Origin of the sequence: Agrobacterium sp. GD03872, assembly GCF_029840625.1 — a bacterium.
In the GTDB taxonomy this organism is placed as follows: Bacteria; Pseudomonadota; Alphaproteobacteria; order Rhizobiales; family Rhizobiaceae; genus Agrobacterium; species Agrobacterium fabrum_A.
Genome location: NZ_JAOCCY010000003.1, coordinates 223,093 through 243,626, shown reverse-complemented (window position 1 = coordinate 243,626; position 20,534 = coordinate 223,093). Strand labels below are relative to the sequence as shown.

At 59.5% G+C, this 20,534-nt stretch carries 23 protein-coding genes and 2 tRNA genes; 12 read left to right on the top strand and 13 right to left on the bottom strand.

Annotated features, from left to right (window positions below; genetic code table 11):
• Positions 1-30: 30 nt before the first annotated feature.
• On the bottom strand, positions 31-1,284 hold the full coding sequence (tyrS, locus tag N5D22_RS08730; protein WP_279658500.1) for a tyrosine--tRNA ligase: 1,254 nt from the start codon (positions 1,282-1,284) through the stop codon (positions 31-33).
• Between the two features lie 148 nt (positions 1,285-1,432).
• On the opposite strand from tyrS, the gene N5D22_RS08725 reads away from it, so the two are divergent.
• Positions 1,433-2,554, top strand: a complete 1,122-nt coding sequence (locus N5D22_RS08725) for an anhydro-N-acetylmuramic acid kinase (protein WP_279658499.1) — start codon at positions 1,433-1,435, stop codon at positions 2,552-2,554.
• A 225-nt stretch (positions 2,555-2,779) separates the two neighbouring features.
• On the opposite strand, the gene N5D22_RS08720 is transcribed toward N5D22_RS08725, so the two are convergent.
• A complete protein-coding gene (locus N5D22_RS08720; RefSeq protein WP_020012833.1) occupies positions 2,780-3,457 on the bottom strand; it encodes an alpha/beta hydrolase in 678 nt (225 codons plus the stop codon).
• Positions 3,458-3,668: 211 nt separating this feature from the next.
• Between N5D22_RS08720 and N5D22_RS08715 the strand changes: the two genes are divergently transcribed.
• From N5D22_RS08715 to sufA, 7 genes are all read left to right on the top strand, one after another.
• Positions 3,669-4,838, top strand: coding sequence for a cysteine desulfurase family protein (locus N5D22_RS08715; RefSeq protein WP_279658498.1), 1,170 nt, complete (start codon positions 3,669-3,671; stop codon positions 4,836-4,838).
• 197 nt (positions 4,839-5,035) lie between these two features.
• Positions 5,036-6,505, top strand: a complete 1,470-nt coding sequence (gene sufB / locus N5D22_RS08710; RefSeq protein WP_020809911.1) for a Fe-S cluster assembly protein SufB — start codon at positions 5,036-5,038, stop codon at positions 6,503-6,505.
• Between the two features lie 182 nt (positions 6,506-6,687).
• Positions 6,688-7,443: a Fe-S cluster assembly ATPase SufC gene (gene sufC, locus N5D22_RS08705; RefSeq protein ID WP_003522658.1), complete on the top strand. Its 756-nt coding sequence runs from the start codon at positions 6,688-6,690 to the stop codon at positions 7,441-7,443.
• A 24-nt stretch (positions 7,444-7,467) separates the two neighbouring features.
• Positions 7,468-8,739 carry a Fe-S cluster assembly protein SufD gene (gene sufD, locus N5D22_RS08700; protein WP_279657152.1) on the top strand — a complete coding sequence of 424 codons (1,272 nt, stop codon included), beginning with the start codon at positions 7,468-7,470 and terminating at the stop codon, positions 8,737-8,739.
• Positions 8,732-9,982, top strand: a complete 1,251-nt coding sequence (locus N5D22_RS08695) for a cysteine desulfurase (RefSeq protein ID WP_279657154.1) — start codon at positions 8,732-8,734, stop codon at positions 9,980-9,982. Before sufD ends, N5D22_RS08695 begins: the two co-directional genes overlap by 8 nt.
• 36 nt (positions 9,983-10,018) lie before the next feature.
• Entirely contained in the window at positions 10,019-10,402 is a 384-nt protein-coding gene (locus tag N5D22_RS08690) for an SUF system Fe-S cluster assembly protein (protein ID WP_003495414.1), read from the top strand.
• Positions 10,403-10,507: 105 nt separating this feature from the next.
• On the top strand, positions 10,508-10,897 hold the full coding sequence (gene sufA / locus N5D22_RS08685) for a Fe-S cluster assembly scaffold SufA (RefSeq protein ID WP_059760334.1): 390 nt from the start codon (positions 10,508-10,510) through the stop codon (positions 10,895-10,897).
• 217 nt (positions 10,898-11,114) lie between these two features.
• Here sufA and N5D22_RS08680 read toward each other — a convergent pair whose 3' ends face one another.
• The 4 genes from N5D22_RS08680 to N5D22_RS08665 form a co-directional block, all read right to left on the bottom strand.
• Positions 11,115-11,390, bottom strand: a complete 276-nt coding sequence (locus N5D22_RS08680) for a hypothetical protein (protein WP_279657158.1) — start codon at positions 11,388-11,390, stop codon at positions 11,115-11,117.
• Between the two features lie 63 nt (positions 11,391-11,453).
• The gene (locus N5D22_RS08675; RefSeq protein WP_082182509.1) at positions 11,454-12,662 is read right to left on the bottom strand and encodes an ABC transporter permease; all 1,209 of its coding nucleotides are present in this window, start codon (positions 12,660-12,662) and stop codon (positions 11,454-11,456) included.
• Positions 12,652-13,371, bottom strand: a complete 720-nt coding sequence (locus tag N5D22_RS08670; RefSeq protein WP_003495418.1) for an ABC transporter ATP-binding protein — start codon at positions 13,369-13,371, stop codon at positions 12,652-12,654. The genes N5D22_RS08675 and N5D22_RS08670 overlap by 11 nt, the downstream gene beginning before the upstream one ends.
• A gap of 14 nt (positions 13,372-13,385) precedes the next feature.
• Positions 13,386-14,684 (bottom strand): efflux RND transporter periplasmic adaptor subunit, encoded by a 1,299-nt coding sequence (locus tag N5D22_RS08665; protein WP_279657159.1) that lies wholly within the window; start codon positions 14,682-14,684, stop codon positions 13,386-13,388.
• Between the two features lie 238 nt (positions 14,685-14,922).
• Between N5D22_RS08665 and N5D22_RS08660 the strand changes: the two genes are divergently transcribed.
• Positions 14,923-15,078, top strand: coding sequence for a hypothetical protein (locus tag N5D22_RS08660; RefSeq protein WP_142779371.1), 156 nt, complete (start codon positions 14,923-14,925; stop codon positions 15,076-15,078).
• A 161-nt stretch (positions 15,079-15,239) separates the two neighbouring features.
• Here the strand turns inward: N5D22_RS08660 and N5D22_RS08655 are convergent, their stop codons facing one another.
• The 3 genes from N5D22_RS08655 to N5D22_RS08645 all read right to left on the bottom strand — a co-directional run bounded on the left by N5D22_RS08655 (position 15,240) and on the right by N5D22_RS08645 (position 16,199).
• Positions 15,240-15,593, bottom strand: a complete 354-nt coding sequence (locus N5D22_RS08655) for a cupin domain-containing protein (RefSeq protein ID WP_279657160.1) — start codon at positions 15,591-15,593, stop codon at positions 15,240-15,242.
• A 175-nt stretch (positions 15,594-15,768) separates the two neighbouring features.
• Positions 15,769-15,845, bottom strand: a tRNA-Arg gene (locus N5D22_RS08650).
• Between the two features lie 48 nt (positions 15,846-15,893).
• Complete coding sequence (locus N5D22_RS08645) at positions 15,894-16,199, bottom strand: ETC complex I subunit (protein ID WP_003507982.1); 306 nt, start codon at positions 16,197-16,199, stop codon at positions 15,894-15,896.
• Positions 16,200-16,466: 267 nt separating this feature from the next.
• Between N5D22_RS08645 and N5D22_RS08640 the strand changes: the two genes are divergently transcribed.
• Positions 16,467-16,543 (top strand) — tRNA-Pro (locus N5D22_RS08640).
• A 52-nt stretch (positions 16,544-16,595) separates the two neighbouring features.
• Here N5D22_RS08640 and N5D22_RS08635 read toward each other — a convergent pair.
• Entirely contained in the window at positions 16,596-17,738 is a 1,143-nt protein-coding gene (locus N5D22_RS08635; RefSeq protein ID WP_279657307.1) for a ceramide glucosyltransferase, read from the bottom strand.
• Positions 17,739-17,950: 212 nt separating this feature from the next.
• Positions 17,951-18,220 carry a DUF982 domain-containing protein gene (locus tag N5D22_RS08630; RefSeq protein WP_279657162.1) on the bottom strand — a complete coding sequence of 90 codons (270 nt, stop codon included), beginning with the start codon at positions 18,218-18,220 and terminating at the stop codon, positions 17,951-17,953.
• A 213-nt stretch (positions 18,221-18,433) separates the two neighbouring features.
• Here N5D22_RS08630 and N5D22_RS08625 point away from each other — a divergent pair, with 213 nt between their 5' ends.
• Complete coding sequence (locus tag N5D22_RS08625) at positions 18,434-18,682, top strand: BON domain-containing protein (protein WP_003522642.1); 249 nt, start codon at positions 18,434-18,436, stop codon at positions 18,680-18,682.
• Positions 18,683-18,742: 60 nt separating this feature from the next.
• Here N5D22_RS08625 and N5D22_RS08620 read toward each other — a convergent pair whose 3' ends face one another.
• Both N5D22_RS08620 and N5D22_RS08615 read right to left on the bottom strand, forming a co-directional pair.
• Positions 18,743-19,225: a DUF192 domain-containing protein gene (locus N5D22_RS08620; protein ID WP_279657163.1), complete on the bottom strand. Its 483-nt coding sequence runs from the start codon at positions 19,223-19,225 to the stop codon at positions 18,743-18,745.
• The gene (locus tag N5D22_RS08615; RefSeq protein WP_059760312.1) at positions 19,225-19,803 is read right to left on the bottom strand and encodes a cold-shock protein; all 579 of its coding nucleotides are present in this window, start codon (positions 19,801-19,803) and stop codon (positions 19,225-19,227) included. The genes N5D22_RS08620 and N5D22_RS08615 overlap by 1 nt, the downstream gene beginning before the upstream one ends.
• A gap of 192 nt (positions 19,804-19,995) precedes the next feature.
• On the opposite strand from N5D22_RS08615, the gene gloA reads away from it, so the two are divergent.
• Positions 19,996-20,436 (top strand): lactoylglutathione lyase, encoded by a 441-nt coding sequence (gloA, locus tag N5D22_RS08610; RefSeq protein WP_279657164.1) that lies wholly within the window; start codon positions 19,996-19,998, stop codon positions 20,434-20,436.
• Positions 20,437-20,534: the final 98 nt, after the last annotated feature.

Sequence of the window (20,534 nt, the reverse complement as noted above, 5' to 3'; positions counted from 1 at the left end):
TTCCCCCGGAAGAACATCTTTCCGTTGCCCTTACGCCGGGCGAACCAGAACGTGCTTCTTCTTGCCGACCGACAACTTGATGACGCCGTCGCCGGTCACTTCACCGGAACCAACCGTCTGGCGCTCATCCGAAACGCCGATGTCGTTGATCTTCACCGCACCGCCCTGAACGTGGCGACGGGCCTCGCCGTTCGAGCCGGCGAGGCCGGCACGGACGATGAGCGACAGGACGCCGAGGCCGGCTTCGAGTTCGGATGTCGGAACCTCGATGGAGGGCAGGTTTTCAGCGAGTGCACCTTCCTCGAAAGTCTTGCGCGCCGTCTCGGCAGCTTCTTCCGCCGCAGCGCGGCCGTGCAGGATGGCGGTCACTTCGGTCGCGAGGATTTTCTTCGCCTCGTTGATCTCCGATCCGCCAAGGGCGGCGATACGGGCGATCTCATCCATCGGCAGGGTGGTGAAGAGCTTGGCGAAGCGAACCACGTCCGCATCTTCCGTGTTGCGCCAGTATTGCCAGAAATCATAGACCGGCAGCAGGTCCCTGTTCAGCCATACTGCGCCGGAAGCCGACTTGCCCATTTTCGCACCGGAAGAGGTGGTGAGCAGCGGCGAGGTCAGCGCGTAAAGCTGCGGCGTCCCCATGCGGTGACCGAGGTCGATGCCGTTGATGATGTTGCCCCACTGGTCCGAGCCGCCCATCTGCAGGCGGCAGCCGGTGCGCTGGTTCAGCTCCACGAAGTCGTAGGCCTGCAGGATCATGTAGTTGAATTCGAGGAAGGACAGCGACTGCTCGCGGTCGAGGCGGGTCTTCACGCTGTCGAAGGACAGCATGCGGTTGACCGAGAAATGGCGGCCGACATCGCGCAGGAATTCGAGGTAGTTGAGGCCGCGCAGCCAGTCGGCATTGTTGATCATCAGTGCCGGATTGCTGGCGCGGTCGTAGTCGAGGTAATTGGCGAAGACATGCTTGAGCGAGGTGATGTTGTCCTCGATCATGTCGATCGTCATCAGCTTGCGGGCTTCTTCCTTGAAGGAGGGATCGCCCACCATGCCGGTGCCGCCGCCCATCAGCGAGATCGGCTGGTGGCCGGTCTTCTGCATCCAGTGCAGCATCATGATCTGGGTGAGGTGGCCGACATGCAAACTCGAAGCCGTCGGGTCATAGCCGATATAGGCGGTCACGGTTTCCTTGGCGAACAGTTCGTCGAGACCTGCCTCATCGGAGATCTGGTGAATGAAGCCGCGCTCATCGAGCGTGCGGAGGAAATCGGACTTGAACCTGGACATAACCTTTTTCTTTCTGGTTTGATCTTTGCGGCCATCGAAAACCAATGACCGTCGCGGCTTTATCATTGTTTTTTGAAATGTGCACCCGTTTCGGCCATGAATGTCGGGATTCACTCCATGATGATTCGTGATTGCAGGGGAGCGGCAGGTGGGCGAGGTCAAAACGGCAATCGGGCTGATGAGCGGCACATCGATGGACGGCATCGATATCGCCCTTTTGCGCACGGATGGCGAAAGCGTGGTGCGGCATGGGCCGAGTGGGTATTTCCCCTATGATCCGGGCCTGCGCGCCATCTGGCAGAAGGCATTGGTTACGGCCAAGGCCATTCGTGAACGGCGCGAACGTCCCGACGATCTGGGTGAGGCCGAGCGCAAGCTGACGCTTGCCCATGCGGCGGCGGTCAAATCCTTCCTCCACCGTCACCGGCTCCAGCCCGGCGATATCGACGTGATCGGCTTTCATGGCCAGACGGTGCTGCACCGGCCGGACGAGGCGCTGACCGTGCAGATCGGCGACGGCGCGCTTCTGGCCTCCGAAACCGGCATCGATGTGGTCTACGACATGCGGGCCAACGACATGGTGCATGGCGGGCAGGGGGCGCCGCTGATCCCGGCCTATCACATGGCGCTTTCCGCCAATCTGCCCGATGGGTTCGAAACGCCGGCCGTTTTCGTCAATATCGGCGGCATTTCCAATCTCACCTATATCGGTGATGGCGGACGGCTCGCGGCTTTCGATAGCGGACCGGGCAATATGCTGATCGACCAGTGGATCGAGGCGCATACGGGCAAAGCCTTCGACAAGGGCGGCAGGACGGCGGCAGGCGGCAGCGTCGTAGCCTCGCTGGTGGCGCGTTATATGGAAAGCCCGTTTTTTTCAGCCAATATCCGCCGGTCGCTGGACCGCGGCGATTTCGTGCCGCCGAAAAAAGGGGAAGTCCCGCTGGCGGATGGGGCGCGAACGCTGGCGCATCTGACGGGTGCCGCCATTCTGAAGTCCGCGAGCTATCTGCCAGAAGCGGCGAAGACCTATGTGGTCTGTGGCGGCGGGCGGCTCAATCCGGTGATCATGGCGGAGTTTGCGGGCCTTGCCGCAAAGGTCGGCGCACGGGTGATCGCGGCGGAAGAGGCGGGTTTCGATGGCGGGGCGATGGAGGCGGAGGCCTGGGCTTATCTGGCCGTGCGCTCGCTGAAGGGTTTGCCGCTGACCTATCCGGGGACGACGGGGGTGAAGGAGCCGGTGACGGGTGGGGTTTTGGTGCGGGGGTGATAAGAAAGGTGGCGGGTGTGGTTTACCCCCCTCTGCCCTGCCGGGCATCTCCCCCACAAGGGGGGGAGATCAGCCAGACGCCCGCTCCTCGCCCAAGCTTCTACGTTGAAGGTGGCTGGAAGGCCGCCACGATTCGATCTCCCCACCTGTGGGGGAGATGCCCGGCAGGGCAGAGGGGGGTGAGCCAAGCCCGCCGGGGATCATGGGTAGAAGAGGCTCGGCCAATCACCGAATGCGCTTCGCCGCCGGTTCCGGCACCAGTTCGCCATTGAGGCGGCGGTCGAGATAGTCCTCGCATTCGCCCATCAGCTCATCCACCTTGCCGTTGAAGAAGTGGTTGGCGCCGGGAAGCGTGCGGTGGGTGATGAGGATGCCCTTCTGGGTCTTCAGCTTCTCCACCAGGCCGTTGACATCCTTCTCAGGCGCGACCTTGTCGCTATCGCCGTTGATGATGAGGCCCGACGACGGGCAGGGGGCGAGGAAGGAGAAGTCGTAGGTATTCGGCTGCGGCGCAATCGACATGAAACCTTCGATTTCCGGGCGGCGCATCAGAAGCTGCATGCCGATCCAGGCGCCAAAGGAGTAACCCGCGACCCAGCAGCTTTTCGAATCGGGATGCAGGCTCTGCACCCAGTCGAGCGCGGAGGCGGCGTCGGAAAGCTCGCCGGCGCCATGGTCGAATTCGCCCTGGCTGCGGCCGATGGAGCGGAAATTGAACCGGAGCGTCGTGAAGCCGCGCTTCTGGAAAAGATAGAAGAGCTGATAGACGATCTGGTTGTTCATCGTGCCGCCAAACTGCGGGTGCGGATGAAGGATGATCGCGATCGGCGCGCTCTTTTCCTTGGAGGGTTGATAACGGCCTTCGAGGCGACCCGCAGGGCCGTTAAAGATGACTTCGGGCATTGGTACTCCGGTCGTGTTTTTTCATTCTCCAACCGCATTCTTCCGATGAGAAGACTTGACGAACTGTGTCATCTTTTCTAGAACGCAGTTTAGAATAATTCGAAACTTTGCGTGTGCTTAAGCACTCGGGTCGTGTCATAAGACAAGCGCAACTGTAATTTCAAGAAAAATGCGTTTTTGCGCATTGAAGATTGGATAAAGCCTCATCGTCATGACGGGTTTGACGCGCACATATATGGACTGGAACGCCACGGCGCCGCTTCTGCCCGCCGTGCGTGATGTCCTTGTGTCGGCGCTCGATCTTTCCGGCAACCCGTCTTCCGTTCACCGGGAAGGGCGTGCGGCGCGCGCTGCCGTCGAGGCCGCCCGCCGCGAGGTTGCAGCGCTTGCCGGTGCGCAGGCCGCCCATGTCACCTTCACCAGCGGCGCGACGGAAGCCGCCAATCTGGTGCTGACGCCTGAATTCAAGATGGGGCGCGCTCCCGTGCGCTATGGCCGTCTTTACGTCTCCGCTATCGAGCACCCCGCCTTTCGCGAAGGCGGCCGATTCGGCAAGGCTGACGTTACGGAAATTCCCGTTACGTCAGCGGGTGTCATCGATCTTGCGGCACTTCAGACGCTGCTGTCTTCGCATGATGCTTCCACCGGCCTGCCGATGGTTGCCTGCATGCTGGTGAATAACGAAACCGGCATCCTCCAGCCGGTGGCGGAAGCGGCGCGGCTGGTGCATGCGGCGGGTGGATTGATGGTGGTTGATGCCGTTCAGGCGGCAGGCCGGGTTCCGCTCGATATCAATGCGTTCGATGCCGATTTCCTTGTTGTCTCGTCCCACAAGCTCGGTGGCCCCAAGGGGGCTGGTGCGCTGGTCTCGCGCGGCGAGGTGATGATGCCGAAGCCGCTTATCCATGGCGGCGGACAGGAAAAGGGGCATCGTTCCGGCACGGAAAATACCCTGTCGGTCATTGGGTTTGGTGCCGCTGCCGCTGTTGCTGCCAAGAATCTCGAGATTGAAGCGGCGCGTCTTGCCGCTCTGCGGGCGCGGCTGGAAGACGGTATGCGGGTGAGTGCGCCTGACGTGATCATCCACGGCGAGGATGTTGCCCGCGTTGGCAATACCACGTTTTTCACCCTGCCGGGCCTGAAGGCGGAAACGGGGCAGATCGCTTTCGATATTGAAGGCATTGCGCTCTCTGCCGGTTCGGCCTGCTCATCCGGCAAGGTGGGGGAAAGCCATGTGCTGACGGCTATGGGGCGTGATCCCAAGCTCGGCGCACTCAGGATTTCCCTTGGCCATGCGACTGATGAGGCCGATATAGAACGGACGCTTGCGGCGTTTGCGAAAATTGCCGGGCGGCGCAGGCTTTCCGGTCAAGCCGCTTAAAATGCGGCAAAGAATTGCGGAATAGCAATTTTCCGCTTGCCGGGATGTGTGAAAAGCGCCATCCCGCACTTACATGGGTATAAGCACCGCCCCGCTTAACGGCGCGGTGACATTGCCCGAAGATGGATAAGGCGGCTTTCCGCCTTGATACGTTGACAAGCCACCGGACCTTGGCTCCGGCGAGATTGGAGAACGACATGGCAGCGGTTCAGGAAACGATCGATCAGGTCCGCCAGATCGATGTGGACCAGTATAAATACGGCTTCGAAACCAATATCGAAGTCGACAAGGCTCCCAAGGGCCTTTCGGAAGAGGTGATCCGTTTCATCTCGGCCAAGAAGCAGGAGCCGGAATGGATGCTGGAATGGCGTCTTGAGGCTTACAAGCGCTGGCTGACGATGGAAGAGCCGACCTGGGCGCGCGTCAGCTACCCCAAGATCGATTTCAACGATCTCTATTATTACGCCGCGCCGAAGACCGCGCCCGGCCCGAAGTCGCTCGATGAGGTCGACCCGGAGCTTTTGAAGGTCTATGAGAAGCTCGGCATTCCGCTGAAGGAACAGGAAATCCTCGCCGGCGTCGAAAAGCGCCCGGTTGCGGTGGACGCCGTGTTCGACAGCGTCTCCGTCGTCACCACCTTCAAGGCGGAACTGGCGAAAGCCGGCGTCATCTTCATGTCGATTTCGGAAGCCGTGCGCGAGCATCCGGAGCTGGTGAAGAAATATCTGGGCTCTGTCGTTCCGACGACGGACAATTTCTACGCGACGCTGAACTCGGCTGTCTTCACCGACGGCTCCTTCGTCTTCGTGCCGAAGGGCGTGCGGTGCCCGATGGAGCTTTCCACCTATTTCCGCATCAACGAAAAGAACACCGGCCAGTTCGAGCGCACGCTGATCATCGCCGAAGAGGGTGCTTACGTCTCCTATCTGGAAGGCTGCACGGCGCCGCAGCGCGACGAGAACCAGCTTCACGCCGCCGTGGTCGAGCTTGTGGCGCTCGACGATGCCGAAATCAAATATTCCACCGTCCAGAACTGGTATCCGGGCGACAAGGAAGGCAAGGGCGGTATCTACAACTTCGTGACCAAGCGTGGCGATTGCCGCGGCGACCGTTCGAAGATTTCGTGGACGCAGGTGGAAACCGGCTCGGCCATCACCTGGAAATACCCGTCCTGCATCCTGCGCGGCGATGACAGCCGTGGCGAGTTCTATTCGATCGCGGTCTCCAATGGCCATCAGCAGATCGACAGCGGCACCAAGATGATCCATCTCGGCAAGAACACGTCGAGCCGCATCATCGCCAAGGGCATTGCCGCCGGCTTTTCGGAAAACGTCTATCGCGGCCAGGTTTCGGCCCACCGCAAGGCGACCAACACGCGCAACTTCACGCAGTGCGACTCGCTGCTGATCGGCGACAAGTGCGGCGCGCATACCGTGCCCTATATCGAGGCGAAGAATTCCTCCGCGCATTTCGAGCACGAGGCGACGACGTCGAAGATTTCCGAAGACCAGCTGTTCTATTGCCTGCAGCGCGGCATTCCCGAAGAAGCGGCGATCGCACTGATCGTCAACGGTTTCGTGAAGGAAGTCATTCAGGAGCTGCCGATGGAATTTGCCGTGGAAGCGCAGAAGCTGATCGGCATTTCGCTGGAAGGAAGCGTGGGTTAACTCACACTCGGCGTCATCCTCGGGCTTGACCCGAGGATCCACGGCCCTAGGCCTGAGCAGAGACAACCCACTTCCTGGATCCTCGGGTCAAGCCCGAGGATGACGGATGAGAGATTTGAGACAAGCCCTGATAGGGCGCACGAGGCGGTCCTTGAAACCGCACCATGAACAGGAACAAAACCATGCTTGAAATCATCGACCTGCACGCAAAGATCGCCGATACCGAAACCGAGATCATCAAGGGCCTCAACCTGAAGGTTGCCGCTGGTGAAGTTGCGGCCATCATGGGCCCGAACGGTTCCGGCAAGTCGACGCTGTCCTACATCCTGTCGGGCCGCGAAGATTATGAAGTCACCTCCGGTGACATTCTTTACAATGGCGAAAGCATTCTGGAGCTGGACGCCGCCGAGCGCGCGGCCAAGGGCATCTTCCTTGCCTTCCAGTATCCGGTCGAAATTCCCGGTGTCGCCACCATGCAGTTCCTGAAGGTTGCGATGAACGAGCAGCGCAAGGCGCGCGGCGAGTCTGAGCTGACGACGCCGGACTTCATCCGCCGCGTCAAGGAAGCCGCTGGCGATCTGAAGATCGACATGGAGATGCTGAAACGTCCGCTCAACGTCGGCTTTTCCGGTGGTGAGAAGAAGCGCGCTGAAATCCTGCAGATGGCGCTTCTGGAGCCGAAGCTCTGCGTTCTCGATGAAACCGATAGCGGTCTCGACATCGACGCCCTGAAGATCGTGGCTGACGGCGTCAACGCGCTGAAGTCGCCGGATCGCGCCACCGTCGTCATCACCCACTATCAGCGCCTGCTTGATTACATCGTGCCTGACAGCGTTCACGTTCTCTACAAGGGCAAGATCATCCGCTCGGGTGACAAGGCGCTGGCGCTGGAACTGGAAAACAATGGTTACGCCGACATCATCGGTGAAGCGGCCTAAGCCAGAGGCCAGGAGGTGATGTCCATGAACATTCAAGCTACCAACCGGCTGACGCCAGCGGAAACCGCGCTGGTCGACGCTTACACCGCCAAGTTCAGCGAATTGCCGGGCGACGGCGCTGTTGTTGCCGCGCGTGACGTGCTGTTCGACGATCTGAAGACCGGCGGTCTTCCGACCCGCCGCATCGAGGCGTGGCACTATACCGATCTGAAAAGCCTGCTGCGCGCCGTTCCGGAAGACCGGCCCGCGCCTGTTATTGAAAAGCAGACACCAACGGTTTCCGGCTCGCTGGTCGCCTATGTGCAGCATGGCACGGCTGATATCGGCAAGATTGAAGACGTCCGCGTGTCGCGCTTTGCCGAAAGCCTGCTCGATGGCTCTGCTGCTGCCGGTCTTGCCGAAGCCAGCAAGGATGACGCGATTGGCCGCATCAATGGCAGCTTCGTGCGCGATGGTCTGGTGCTCGAGATCCCTGATGATGCCGAGATCGAGAAGCCGATCGAATTGCAGGCGGTCCATGGCGCAGGCCAGGTTCACAGCCGCTTCCCGGTCCGTTTCGGCAAAGGTTCCAAGGCAACCGTCATCGAGCGTCACCTTTCGGTGACTTCGGATGCGGCCTTTGTTTCCTCCGTCAGCGACATCGTGGTCGAGGATGGCGCGGAAGTGACCTGGATCATCCTGCAGCAACAGGGTGCGGCCGATATCCATCTTGGCCAGCTGCGCATGAAAATCGGTGCGGACGCCAAGATTCGCCTGTTCATTGTCAATGCCGGCGGCAAGCTGGTCCGTCAGGAACTGCGCATCGATGTGGAAGGTGAGGGCACTGATCTCATCGTTCGCGGCGTCAACCTTCTGGGTGGCGAAACCCATACCGACGTGACGATGGTTCTCGGCCACAACGTGCCGAACACGACCTCCACGGAAGTGTTCCGCAACGTGGTGTTCGACCGTGCAAAGGGTATTTTCCAGGGCATGATCCGGGTGGCGCCCGATGCCCAGAAGACCGATGCGAAGATGGCGTGCAATACGCTGCTGATGTCCGACGATGGCGAGTTCTCGGCAAAGCCGGAACTGGAAATCTTCGCTGACGACGTTCAGTGCGGCCATGGTGCGACGGTTGCCGATATCAGCGACAATCATCTCTATTACCTGATGGCGCGCGGCGTGCCGCGGGCGAAGGCACGGGCGATGCTCGTCAACGCCTTCGTCGCCGAGATCGTCGAGGAACTGGAGGAAGAAAATCTGGTAGAGGCGCTGGAGACGATCATCTCCGGCTGGCTGGAACATCATGCCTGAGAGCGAACGCGCCGCATTGGCGGCCCCTTATGACATTGAAGCCGTGCGGAAGGATTTTCCGATCCTGTCGCGCGAGGTCTATGGCAAGCCGCTGGTCTATCTTGACAACGGCGCGTCCGCTCAAAAACCGCAGGTGGTGATCGACGCCGTTTCGCATGCCTATGCCAATGAGTATGCGAATGTGCATCGCGGCCTGCATTTTCTCTCCAATGCCGCAACCGACGCCTATGAGGCGGCGCGCGAAAAGGTGCGCCGTTTCCTGAATGCCGGTTCGGTGGACGAAATCGTCTTCACCAAATCCTCAACGGAAGCGATCAATACGGTCGCTTACGGTTATGGCATGCCGAAGATCGGCGAGGGTGACGAGATCGTCATCTCGATCATGGAGCATCACTCCAACATCGTGCCGTGGCACTTCATCCGCGAACGGCAGGGTGCGAAGCTCGTCTGGGTGCCTGTGGACGATGACGGCGCGTTTCATATCGAGGCTTTCGAAAAGAGCCTGACGGAGCGCACCAAGCTTGTCGCCATCACCCATATGTCGAATGCGCTCGGCACCATCGTGCCGGTCAAGGAAATCTGCCGCATCGCCCATGAGCGCGGCATTCCGGTGTTGATCGATGGTTCGCAGGGCGCGGTTCACATGCCGGTCGATGTGCGCGATATCGATTGCGACTGGTATGTGATGACCGGCCACAAGCTTTACGGTCCCTCGGGCATCGGTGTGCTCTATGGCAAGGCTGACCGCCTGCGCGAGATGCGGCCGTTCCAGGGCGGCGGCGAGATGATCCTCGACGTTACCGAAGACAATGTGACCTATAATGAGCCGCCACACCGTTTCGAAGCCGGCACGCCGCCCATCGTGCAGGCGATCGGCCTCGGTTACGCGCTGGATTACATGGACAATCTCGGCCGCGCCGCGATTGCCGCGCATGAGGCTGATCTTGCCGCTTACGCTGCCGAGTGTCTGCGCGAGATCAATTCGCTGCGCATCATCGGCAATGCGCCGGACAAGGGCGGCATCTTCTCCTTCGAGCTTGAGGGCATTCACGCCCATGATGTCTCGATGGTGATCGACAGGCGCGGCGTTGCGGTACGTGCGGGCACCCATTGCGCCATGCCGCTCTTGAAACGCTTTGGCGTCACCTCCACATGCCGGGCATCGTTCGGCCTTTACAATACCCGCGCCGAAGTAGACTCTCTTGTTGAGGCGCTGGAATATGCGCGCAAATTTTTCGCCTGATATCGGAATAAGAGATCAGGATTGAGGTTTAAGACCATGACTGCCGAAGCCACTGCAAAGACCCAGGATACGACCGAAGACGCGGCAAAGCCGTCGTCTATCCCGCCTGACGAACTGGCGCGCCTCAGCGATGACGTGATCGCGGCGCTGAAGACCGTCTACGACCCGGAAATTCCGGCCGATATCTTCGAACTCGGCCTCGTCTACAAGATCGACATCGAAGACGACCGGATGGTCAAGATTGTCATGACGCTGACGGCCCCCGGCTGCCCGGTAGCAGGTGAAATGCCAGGCTGGGTGGAAAATGCCGTGGGCGCCGTCGAGGGTGTTTCCGGTGTCGTGGTCGAAATGACCTTCGATCCGCCATGGACGCCGGACCGCATGTCGGAAGAAGCACAGGTCGCTGTCGGCTGGTACTGACGTGATTTGACTGATGTCATCCCTTGATGACACTCTCAGGCGCTACTAAATTGAAATCCATAAGCATCGAGCCTTGAACTCGATTGTCGAAGGAGAATTGAGCCCATGGGCTTTGCGATCATGACCATGACCGGGGCTGCCGCCTCGCGCGTTAAAGCAATCGTCGAAAATTCCGGACCGGATGCCAGGGGCGTGCGCGTCGGCATCAAGAAGGGCGGCTGCGCGGGCATGGAATATACCATCGACCTCGTGACCGAACCGGATGCGAAGGATGATCTGGTCGAATTCGAAGGCGCAAAGGTCTGGGTTCAGCCTTCCGCCGTGCTTTATCTGCTCGGCACGCAGATGGATTTCGAAGTGACCAAGATGCGCTCCGGTTTCACCTTCAACAATCCGAACCAGACATCCGCCTGCGGCTGCGGTGAATCGGTCGAGCTGAAGCCGGCCGATCTGGCAGCGCTGGCGAAGCAGCGTGAGGCTGAAGCCAGCGTTTGATTGGTTACGTTATCTCTGTGATGGAGAGACAGACCTTTCTTATGCACACAGCGCTCCCACAAACACGACGTCATCCTCGGGCTTGACCCGAGGATCCATCCCCGTCAAATCCCTTGAGCCCTTTGTAGATCCTCGGGTCAAGCCAGAGGATGACGGATGAGAGGTTTTAGCTTCTTTTTCCGCAAACTGCGCCCCGCGCAAATCAGCTTTCGAAGGATCATGATTGCTGTTTCAGCGTATCGATAAAATCCGCCAGTGGATGAACCGATGGCGTCGTCGTCAATAGAGGCTCGAGAGCCGCGGCGATCATCCCGCAATCCTCCTCGGTAAGTGACCGCAGGCTCGAGCTGACCTTGTTGTAGTCGGGTGTTCCGCGTGATGCGAGGGAGCGATTGATCACAAACACCTCCGTCTGTCCGTCAATTCGTTCCACGAAGAGCGCGAGCGAACCACCGTCCGCGGCGGCGGCGCTGTCCGATACCGATTTGAACATCGAAGCCCTCCGTAAATTGTCAACCTTGTTCCGTTGAGGCCGTTGCAGCCTCGACGGCTTGTCTCACTCGTGCCGCAAAGCCTCGATCGGGCTCAGGCTTGCCGCCCGTCGCGCCGGGAAATAGCCGAAAATCACCCCGATGGCGGCCGAGAAGGCGAAGGCGAGGAAGATGATGGATGGGCTGGTGACGAAGGGCACGTTGAGGAAACTGACCACGCCGTAAGCCAGACCGAGGCCGGTCAGGATGCCGACGATGCCGCCGAAGGCGGAGAGCATCACGGCTTCCACCAGAAACTGCGTCAGGACCTGCTTCTCCAGCGCGCCGATGGCGAGGCGAATGCCGATCTCGCGGGTGCGTTCCGTCACCGAGACCAGCATGATGTTCATGATGCCGATGCCGCCAACCAGCAGGCTGACGGCTGCGACTGCGCCCAAAAGCCCGGTCAGCAGCGTCGTCGTTCCGGTCATGGCCGAGGCGATCTGTGTCATGTCGTTGACGGTAAAATCATCCTCGCGGCCGATGCCGATGCGGCGGCGTTCGCGCAGCAGGTTCTGCAGGTCACTCTGCACCTTGGCAGTCGAAACGCCATCCTGCGCCGAAACCATGATCGAGGAAATGGTGGTGGTGCCGCCGATGCGCCGCTGGTGGATCTTAAGCGGCATGATGACCGTGTCGTCCTGATCGTCGCCGAGGCCGGACTGGCCTTTCCTGCCCAGCACACCGATGACGGGGCAGGAGATGTTGCTGACGCGGATCGTCTGCCCCACCGGGTTCTCTGCACCGAAGAGTTCCTGCCGCACCGTTTCGCCGATGATGCAGCCGATCTGGCCGCCGCGATCTTCGGCCGGCTGGAAATCGCGCCCGAGCGCGATGGTCCAGTCCTGCGCGATCAGATAATCATTGGTGGTGCCGATGACGCTTGTCTGGTGGTTCTTGCCGCCGAAAATGACGGTGGCGGCGGAGCTGCGGTTCTGCGGCGCCACGGCACGCACGCCGCTGATCTGGTTGCGGATGGCCTCGACATCGCGATCATCGAAGCGCTTGGCTTCGGTGCTGGCACGGCCGGGCCCGAACTGGCCTGGGCGCACGAACAGCATGTTGGTGCCGAGCCGCGACAGTTCCGATTTCACCTGTTCGGTCGTGCCATTGCCGATGGTGACCATGGCGATGACGGCGGCCACACCGATGACGACGCCGAGCACGGTCAGGAAGGAGCGCAGCAGGTTTCGGCTGATGGCGCGCAGCGCAAGACGCGACGTTTCAAAGAACATCGGCGGTCTCCTTTTTGTCCGTCGCGCTGTCGGAGGCAAGATGGCCATCGACGAAACGCAGGAGACGCCCGGCATGGGCGGCGATATCCTCTTCATGGGTGACCATGACGACCGTGATGCCCCTGTCGCGGTTGAGGGAGGTGATAAGATCCATGATCTCGGCGCTGGTTTTCGTATCGAGATTGCCGGTCGGCTCGTCGGCGAGAAGCAGGGCAGGGCGGGTGACGATGGCGCGCGCAATGGCCACACGCTGCTGCTGGCCGCCGGAAAGCTCCTGCGTGGTGTGATCCTCGCGGCCTTTCAGACCCACCTGCGCCAGCGCCTCCATGGCGCGGGCGCGCCGCTCCGAGGCCTTCATGCCGCGATAGACCAGCGGCAGCTCGACATTTTCCACCGCCGAGGTGCGCGACAGCAGATTGAAGCCCTGAAACACGAAGCCGAGCATATGCCGGCGCAGCAGCGTCAGATGTTCATTGTCGAAGCCGCTGGTCGGCACGCCCTGAAACAGATATTCGCCAGCTGTCGGCACATCCAGACAGCCGATAATGTTCATCGACGTGGATTTGCCGGAGCCTGACGGTCCCATGATGGCGACGAATTCCTTTTCGCGGATTGACAGGCTGACGCCATCGAGCGCGCGGATGGTTGCTTCGCCGCGGCCATATTGCTTGACGACATTGCGGAATTCGATGAGCGGCGGCTGTTGCATGGGCTTGTCCTCCGTCAGCCGGCGTTGCGGGCCGTTGCGTCGGTAATCACCTGATCATCGGCTTTCAACTCGCCCGATTTCACCACGGTATGCTGGCCGTCGGTGGAACCGGTTTCGATGGCGACGGAGACCGGATTGTTGTTGCGCAGCACCCAGACCGTTCTTTTGGCCGTTGCCGCCTGGCCGGCATCGCGGTTCTGCGAGCGGCCCATGCGCGGCGGGCGAAACAGGCTCATCAGCCCGCCGCCACGGGAGGCGGATTCGCGCGGCGGTGTATAACGAAGCGCGGAATTCGGCACCAGCAGCGCATCCTTGATTTCCTCGACGATGATGTTGGCGGTCGCCGTCATGCCGGGGCGCAGCAGCAATTCCTCATTGTCGACCGTCAATATGCCCTTGTAGGTCACCACGTTGGATACGGTTTCCGAGGCGAAGCGCACGGTTTCGATCTCGGCCGGAAAGCTGCGGTCGGGATAGGCATCGACGTTAAAATTGGCCTTCTGGCCGGTTTCGACCTTGCCGACATCCGCCTCATCCACCGAGACCTGCAATTCCATGTGGCGCAGATCGCCGGCGATGGTGAAGAGAACAGGGGCGTTGAGCGAGGAGGCGACGGTGGCGCCGGGATCGACGCTGCGGGTGAGGATGACGCCATCGATGGGCGAGACAATCTTGGCCTTGCCGAGATTGACCTCGGCAAGCCTCAGATCCGCTTCCGCCGAAAGCACGGTCGCCTCATTGACTTCAAGCGTTGCGGCGGCTGCATCGTGGGTGAACTGCGCCGCATCCAGATCCTGCTGGCTGGAAACGCGGTTCTGCACGAGCGATTTCAGGCGTTCCATGGAGGTTTTGGCCGAACCGAGATCGGCGCGCGCCTTCAGCACATTGGCCTTGGCGGAGGCGAGCTTGGCGCGGGCGCTCTGCACGTCGGCTTCGAGCTTGTTGGTATCCAGCTCCGCCAACACTTCCCCGGCCTTGACCGGGCTGTTATAGGTGACGTTGACCTTGCGCACCGTGCCGGACAGTTCGCTCGATATATCGACCTGATCCGTCGGCTGAACCGAGCCGGTGGAGGTGACGATGACCGAGAGATCGCCCTGGCGCGCCGCTTCGGTGGTGTAGCTATAGGCGACACCCGCCGCACGTGATTGATAATAATAACCAAGGCCGCCGCCAATCAGCACAAGGGCTGCTGCGGCATAGAGATACCGGCGCGACTTTTTCTTGCGGCCGTTTCTGTTCGTTCCCAGAATCTCGCGCAGATCGGGCTGGCTGTTTTCGGTATTGCTGCCACTCGTATTGGCGTCATTCATTCTCGTCACCCGCAAAGTTCAAAATACCACAGAGGGTTGCCGCCGCTCTCCGGTTTGTCCGTCCATCTGTCGCCGTAGTATTCCTCTGATTGTGGGAAGTGACATAGCTTGCCCTGAGGGTGAAGTGAAAACTTGGTAATATTTATGATAGTTCTGGTCTGGTAGATATAAGCATTGAAAAGGCCGATGCCACGGATATGGCTGAGGTTTCAGCAGCGACAGCCAGGACGATGATGAAATGAACGACAATGTGGTGAAGTTCCGCAAACCGGTGCCGCCGAAAAAACCGCGCGAACCGCTCGGGCCGAAAGCGAAGAAGGCGCTGACGATTGTGGCTGTTATCGCGTTTTTCGTGGCGGTGTGGGGGTATTTTACGCTGATGGGGCAGGGGTAAGGTAAAGGGCTGGCGCTCTTGCTGGGGAGGAGGATGGAAGGCGCAAGTTGGCTAACGCGGGTGGGGCGCTGCGGCTGATTCTGATGACGGCTATTGGCCTAAGCTATCGTACATTGCGCCCGAGTGAGAAAACCGCAAAGAGTGTGGGAATTAGCCGATGACTACTCCAAGTCTTCTTGAGCAAATTCATCAGTGACATGAATGTCCGTCATCTCAAGGCGACCCGGACCCATGTTAATGTACTTGTGCGGTAAGTTGGCTGGTCCAAACACGATTTGGCCCTCCCTAGCTTCAAACTGCTGTTCTCCAACGGTAAAAAGCGCTCGACCTTGCCGCACTATAAAGACTTCATCATAGAGATGCTTGTGTAGCCTGGGGCCGCGGCCAATTTCGTCCGTGGTATAAAACATGACCGAAACATTTGTGCCAAATGCACGCCCTTGGAACTCACCTTGCCATACGCTCTCTTTTTCGGCCCATTGGGCGCGATCGAGGAGCACTGCTTTCTTTTGCATTGAAGTTCCTCTCTTGGTCAGGCCAGCCGTTCGAGCCTAAACAAAACATCAAATATGCAGCAGCGCAAATGTCGGCAATGGATCGACGGTGAAGCTGAACGATCTGGGCCTATAACTGCTGTTGGCGCACAGCCACAGACCCAAACCAGTCATTCATGGATAATGTGAGAAGCGGTGGCGACCCCTGCAGGACTCGAACCTGCGACCTACTGCTTAGAAGGCAGTTGCTCTATCCAGTTGAGCTAAGGGGCCGTCATGCCGGGCAATCGATACTCCGGCAAAAACCTTGATCGTCGTGTTTCAGTGCGTCCAGGGCTGGGTGCGGTTGAAACGGAAATTGTCGGTGTAGGAAACCACCTTGCGGGTTGCTTCCTTCGGCTGGATGACGCGGTATTCGATGCCCTTGCGCTGGGCATAGGCTTCGGCCTGTTCCTGCGTCTCGAATGTCAGCTTGAGCTGCTGCTTCATGTCGGAACTGGAGGTGTAGCCCATGATCGGATCGATCTTGCGCGGAACCTCGGCGTCGAATTCCAGAACCCAGACATTGGTCTTCGCCTTGCCGGATTGCATGGCGGTTTTTGCAGGGCGGTAAATCTTCGCAGACATGTCGAAACTGCTCCGGTTGGACAGTGGGGCGAAACACCCCGGATCATTCATCACGTACCTGAATAGAATAACCAAATCGTGTCAGGGACGTTGAATTTGAAATGGACTGACTTCAGGTGAGAGTCAAGACGATTATCCCCCTGCTGTCCGTTCGCGCGCTGCCATTTCGGGGTTGCATTCGGCCCGTCGGGGCCGTGGTTGAACAAAGATGAATTTCCCTGTTGCGGACTGCGGGTGAACCGTGTATTTCCCCAGCCATCGCCTCGGCGGAGTGTAGCGCAGTCTGGTAGCGCATCTGGTTTGGGACCAGAGGGTCGGGAGTTCGAATCTCTCCACTCCGACCATTTTGAAGCAGTACATCAGCTTTTCGGCGTAACGTCTTTCAAAATCCGCTATTTATTCCGCTGACGGACCGGCCAGAGTGCTCTCCGCAGTGCCTATCGTCATGACGTTGCCGCGCCACGCCACCGCGCTGCCGATCCAGCTTCGGGTCCAGACGGCGGGCATGATCATGTCCCGGGCGATCATGGCCGGCAGCGTATGGAGAGATACCGGCCAGCCGTTAAGGGCGGCGAGCGCCAGTTCCGGTATGTACATGAGCGCGAGGACGGCAAGGGCGGTTGCGGCGAGGTTCACATCCATCATGGCGGCTGCGGCGAGCGCGAAGAGAAGTGGGGGAAGCGCACCGGTGAGGATTTCGGGGGCGAAATATTGCGGGAAGGTCACGCGTCTCAGCCGCGCCCAGCGCGTCTGGCGCGACCAGATCTCGCCGGCATGGCGCTGGCCGAGCGGCTGTTCGAAGGGGGCGGAAACCAGATGCACCTTGCGGCCGGCATTTCGCACCAGCTTCGTCGAGGCGGCGTCTTCGGCAATTTCAGCGGCGAGTGCGCGAATGCCGCCATTATCCTCCAGGAACGGCTTGTTCCACAACATCGACTTGCCCTGCGCGAAACCCATGCCGATCGCTTCCGCCGCATATTGCCAGCGGCCCTGCGAGCCGTTGAGGAAGGCGCATTCCACATGCGCCCAGAAACCCACCGGCCGGGAGCCGAGCGGCGGTGAGCAGACAAGCCCGCTATCCTGCCGCCAGGCCGACATCATGGTCGCAATATAGGATTTCGGCATCAGCACGTTCGAATCGGCGAGAATCACCCACTCATGTCGGGCGGTCCGCCAGCCCTTGACGCAATTGTTCAGTTTCGGATTGGCGCTGATGCGGTCATCGCCGATGAGCAATTGCATTGGAACAGAGGGAAAGGCAGCCTCGGCCTTGCGGACTTCGGCGATTACGGGATCGAACTCATCGGCGACGCAGAACAGCAGCTCGTAATCGGGCCAGTTGAGCTGGAAAGCGCGTGACAGCGTTAGGGGCGTGAAGTTTTCAACGCCACGCAACGGTACAACAAGCGAGACCGGCGGTTTTTGCCGGACGAGATCGTTTTCGGCGTCCCGCCTCGTCAGGCGCCAGCCGGCGAGAACGATGCCGAGAAGATTGAAGCCGAGGAGCAGAATTGCGCAAAGGGCAAAGACAGTTTCCATGCTGGCCAGTTCCACTCCCAAGCTTTCGGCGGACTGCCCGCCAATCGATTCCATGGAATTCGTTCATGCGGATTATAACGTTTGCGTGACAGTTACATGTCATTATCGGCTGGCAGATGGGCTGCCTTGTGCATGAAGGCGCTGCGCAGGCCCCACGTAAAGAAAAGCCCTCCGCGGGGAAGGGCTCAATCGTCATGACGGTCGATTGAATTTTAGTGGACGTTCAGGATATGGGCATGGCTGCTTGCAATGAGAAACGATTCCCGTGCTTTTTCGATGTCGCATCTGCCGGCGATGGCATCGAGGCAGTTCCTGCGCGCCTCCTCATATTCCGGCCCGTGTTCCTCGGGCCAGCGGTACATCAGCATATCAAGCGCCACCAGCGGGCTGTAGATCTCCACAGCGACGCACAGCGGCAGGTGGATCGCCACCGGCTTCATCCACGAGGCGTGGTGACACGGCTCGGTCCTGTGAATCAGCATGTCAATTTCCTCCCTGTTTTACCTGCCTTGAGGGCCTTTCACTCTCCCATGCGCGAAATGCCCGCCTCACGAAATGGTTCCCGATCACCTAAAATGTGATCGATCAGGGGGTTCCAATTTTCCAAGATGAATGGAAGATGAACAAATAGATGAACCGGAGATGAACAAAACCGCCCTCAGGGCGTTGTTGTGTCCATAAGAAGGAGAACGCATATGTTCAATTTGTCAGGCATTCAGGAAAGCTTCTTCGGAGACCGCATGGCTGGCGTTTGCCAGGCGATCACCTCGGCTCTCGCCTTCGAATCGGGTCTTGAGAAGTCGCGTATTTCGGCGACTGTCGAAAATGATGTGATCTATCTGGAAGGCACAGCCGATTCGGTCGAGGCGATCGACATCGCCATCAACCTTGCCGCTTCCATTTCCAATTGCCGGATTTTGAGCCATATCGAGCCGGTCTACTGAACATTACGTCAGCCGGGCGAAACCTCGTCCGGCTCGTTCAGATACAATAACGCTGCAGGGTCATTTCCGGTTGCCGATCTGCGCACTGCGGACCATATCGCCCGGCTTGATGCCATAACGTTTCGCGGCGCCGCCATTCAGTTCAAGCACAAATTTCACCGGACCGCGGGAGCTGATGATCGCTTCCGAATGCGGGACCGCGTTTTCATGAATATGGGTGATGCGCCCGTCACGGGCGATGAACAGCATATCGAGCGGGATGAGCGTGTTGCGCATCCACATGGCGACATCGCGCGCTTCACCGAAATCGAACAGCATGCCGTTTTCCGGCGCCATGGACTTGCGGAACATCAGGCCCTGCGCGCGCTGGGCATCGTTAAGCGCCAGTTCGGCGGTGAAGTCGTGGGTCTGGCCGGAAGCTGTTTCAATAGTGAGCGGCTCTGACGTGAAGGTCTGGCGTTCCTGTGCCTGGGCGGCGCCGGCGAGCGTTAAAAAAACAAGCGCCATAATGGCGCTTTTCACCATATGACGCAGGGCGGACATCAATGCGACATCCCGACGGAAACCGGGTTGTCGGGATGGATTTCCGCCGCCATCAAGCCCTTGTCGCCATCGCCGTAACGCACCAGCACCACCTGGCCGGGACGAAGCTCCGTCAGGCCGAAACGGCGCAGCGTTTCCATATGCACGAAAATATCTTCCGTTCCTTCGCCGCGCGTCAGGAAGCCGAAACCCTTGGTGCGGTTGAACCACTTGACGATGGCGCGCTCAAGCCCGCTCGAAGGCGTTACCTGCACATGGGTGCGCACCGGCGGCAGCTGCGAGGGATGAACGGCGGTCGACTGGTCCATGGACAGGATGCGGAAAGCCTGGAAACCGCGGTCGCGCCGCTGGATGAGGGCGACGATGCGCGTTCCTTCAAGGATTGTCTGGTAACCGTCACGGCGCAGGCAGGAGACGTGCAGCAGCACATCCTGGGTGCCGTTGTCAGGCACGATGAAGCCGAAACCCTTGGCGACATCGAACCACTTCACGACGCCGGTAATTTCGGTCAGGTCCACGGCATCGCCCGAAAGGTCCTCGACATCGACTATCGTTTTCGATGACATCCTATCAGCCATATCCTGCCAACCCCTCGATTACGCGCCATACACCGGTCAACTGATTCCTGTGCGCCAGATTAACATCTTGGTAACGGTTCCACGCAAGCCCTAGTTTTTGATTTGCGCAGCTGCTTTTATGTCGCCGTCCTTGTCCGGGGCTTGCCATCATGCGTTTAACGGCTTCGGACCCGTGTAATGGAGAGGAATAAAATGCGGTATCTGCACACGATGGTTCGCGTCAAAGACCTTGGCGAATCACTTAAATTCTATGTCGACCTGTTGGGTCTCACGGAAATACGCCGAATCGAGAACGAAAAAGGCCGTTTCACTCTGGTGTTTCTTGCCGCGCGTGACGACATTGCTGCGGCCAGGGAAAAAAAGGCGCCAAGCCTCGAGCTCACCTATAACTGGGACACTGAGGACTATACCGGCGGACGCAACTTCGGCCATCTGGCCTATGAGGTCGACAATATCTATGAGTTCTGCGCCCGTCTTCAGCAGAACGGCGTCGTCATCAACCGGCCGCCGCGCGATGGGCACATGGCCTTCGTGCGCTCTCCGGATGGCATTTCCTTCGAAATTCTGCAGAAGGGCGAAAGCCTCGCACCAGCCGAACCGTGGATATCTATGCAGAATACCGGTTCCTGGTAGCAATTTTCCGGTGGGTAGCGGCGTTTTCGGGCGCTCTTGCCTTGTCCGGATGGGATGAGGCATAGTCCGCGAATCAAAACGGCTGGTTCCGTTTTGGG

Bases quoted from the DNA above. Each gene is read 5' to 3' on its own strand.
- tyrS (WP_279658500.1), bottom strand. From the start codon at position 1,284: ATGTCCAGGTTCAAGTCCGATTTCCTCCGCACGCTCGATGAGCGCGGC.
- N5D22_RS08720 (WP_020012833.1), bottom strand. From the start codon at position 3,457: ATGCCCGAAGTCATCTTTAACGGCCCTGCGGGTCGCCTCGAAGGCCGT.
- N5D22_RS08715 (WP_279658498.1), top strand. From the start codon at position 3,669: ATGACGGGTTTGACGCGCACATATATGGACTGGAACGCCACGGCGCCG.
- sufB (WP_020809911.1), top strand. From the start codon at position 5,036: ATGGCAGCGGTTCAGGAAACGATCGATCAGGTCCGCCAGATCGATGTG.
- sufC (WP_003522658.1), top strand. From the start codon at position 6,688: ATGCTTGAAATCATCGACCTGCACGCAAAGATCGCCGATACCGAAACC.
- sufD (WP_279657152.1), top strand. From the start codon at position 7,468: ATGAACATTCAAGCTACCAACCGGCTGACGCCAGCGGAAACCGCGCTG.
- N5D22_RS08695 (WP_279657154.1), top strand. From the start codon at position 8,732: ATGCCTGAGAGCGAACGCGCCGCATTGGCGGCCCCTTATGACATTGAA.
- N5D22_RS08690 (WP_003495414.1), top strand. From the start codon at position 10,019: ATGACTGCCGAAGCCACTGCAAAGACCCAGGATACGACCGAAGACGCG.
- sufA (WP_059760334.1), top strand. From the start codon at position 10,508: ATGGGCTTTGCGATCATGACCATGACCGGGGCTGCCGCCTCGCGCGTT.
- N5D22_RS08680 (WP_279657158.1), bottom strand. From the start codon at position 11,390: ATGTTCAAATCGGTATCGGACAGCGCCGCCGCCGCGGACGGTGGTTCG.
- N5D22_RS08675 (WP_082182509.1), bottom strand. From the start codon at position 12,662: ATGTTCTTTGAAACGTCGCGTCTTGCGCTGCGCGCCATCAGCCGAAAC.
- N5D22_RS08670 (WP_003495418.1), bottom strand. From the start codon at position 13,371: ATGCAACAGCCGCCGCTCATCGAATTCCGCAATGTCGTCAAGCAATAT.
- N5D22_RS08665 (WP_279657159.1), bottom strand. From the start codon at position 14,684: ATGAATGACGCCAATACGAGTGGCAGCAATACCGAAAACAGCCAGCCC.
- N5D22_RS08660 (WP_142779371.1), top strand. From the start codon at position 14,923: ATGAACGACAATGTGGTGAAGTTCCGCAAACCGGTGCCGCCGAAAAAA.
- N5D22_RS08655 (WP_279657160.1), bottom strand. From the start codon at position 15,593: ATGCAAAAGAAAGCAGTGCTCCTCGATCGCGCCCAATGGGCCGAAAAA.
- N5D22_RS08645 (WP_003507982.1), bottom strand. From the start codon at position 16,199: ATGTCTGCGAAGATTTACCGCCCTGCAAAAACCGCCATGCAATCCGGC.
- N5D22_RS08635 (WP_279657307.1), bottom strand. From the start codon at position 17,738: ATGGAAACTGTCTTTGCCCTTTGCGCAATTCTGCTCCTCGGCTTCAAT.
- N5D22_RS08630 (WP_279657162.1), bottom strand. From the start codon at position 18,220: ATGCTGATTCACAGGACCGAGCCGTGTCACCACGCCTCGTGGATGAAG.
- N5D22_RS08625 (WP_003522642.1), top strand. From the start codon at position 18,434: ATGTTCAATTTGTCAGGCATTCAGGAAAGCTTCTTCGGAGACCGCATG.
- N5D22_RS08620 (WP_279657163.1), bottom strand. From the start codon at position 19,225: ATGTCCGCCCTGCGTCATATGGTGAAAAGCGCCATTATGGCGCTTGTT.
- N5D22_RS08615 (WP_059760312.1), bottom strand. From the start codon at position 19,803: ATGGCTGATAGGATGTCATCGAAAACGATAGTCGATGTCGAGGACCTT.
- gloA (WP_279657164.1), top strand. From the start codon at position 19,996: ATGCGGTATCTGCACACGATGGTTCGCGTCAAAGACCTTGGCGAATCA.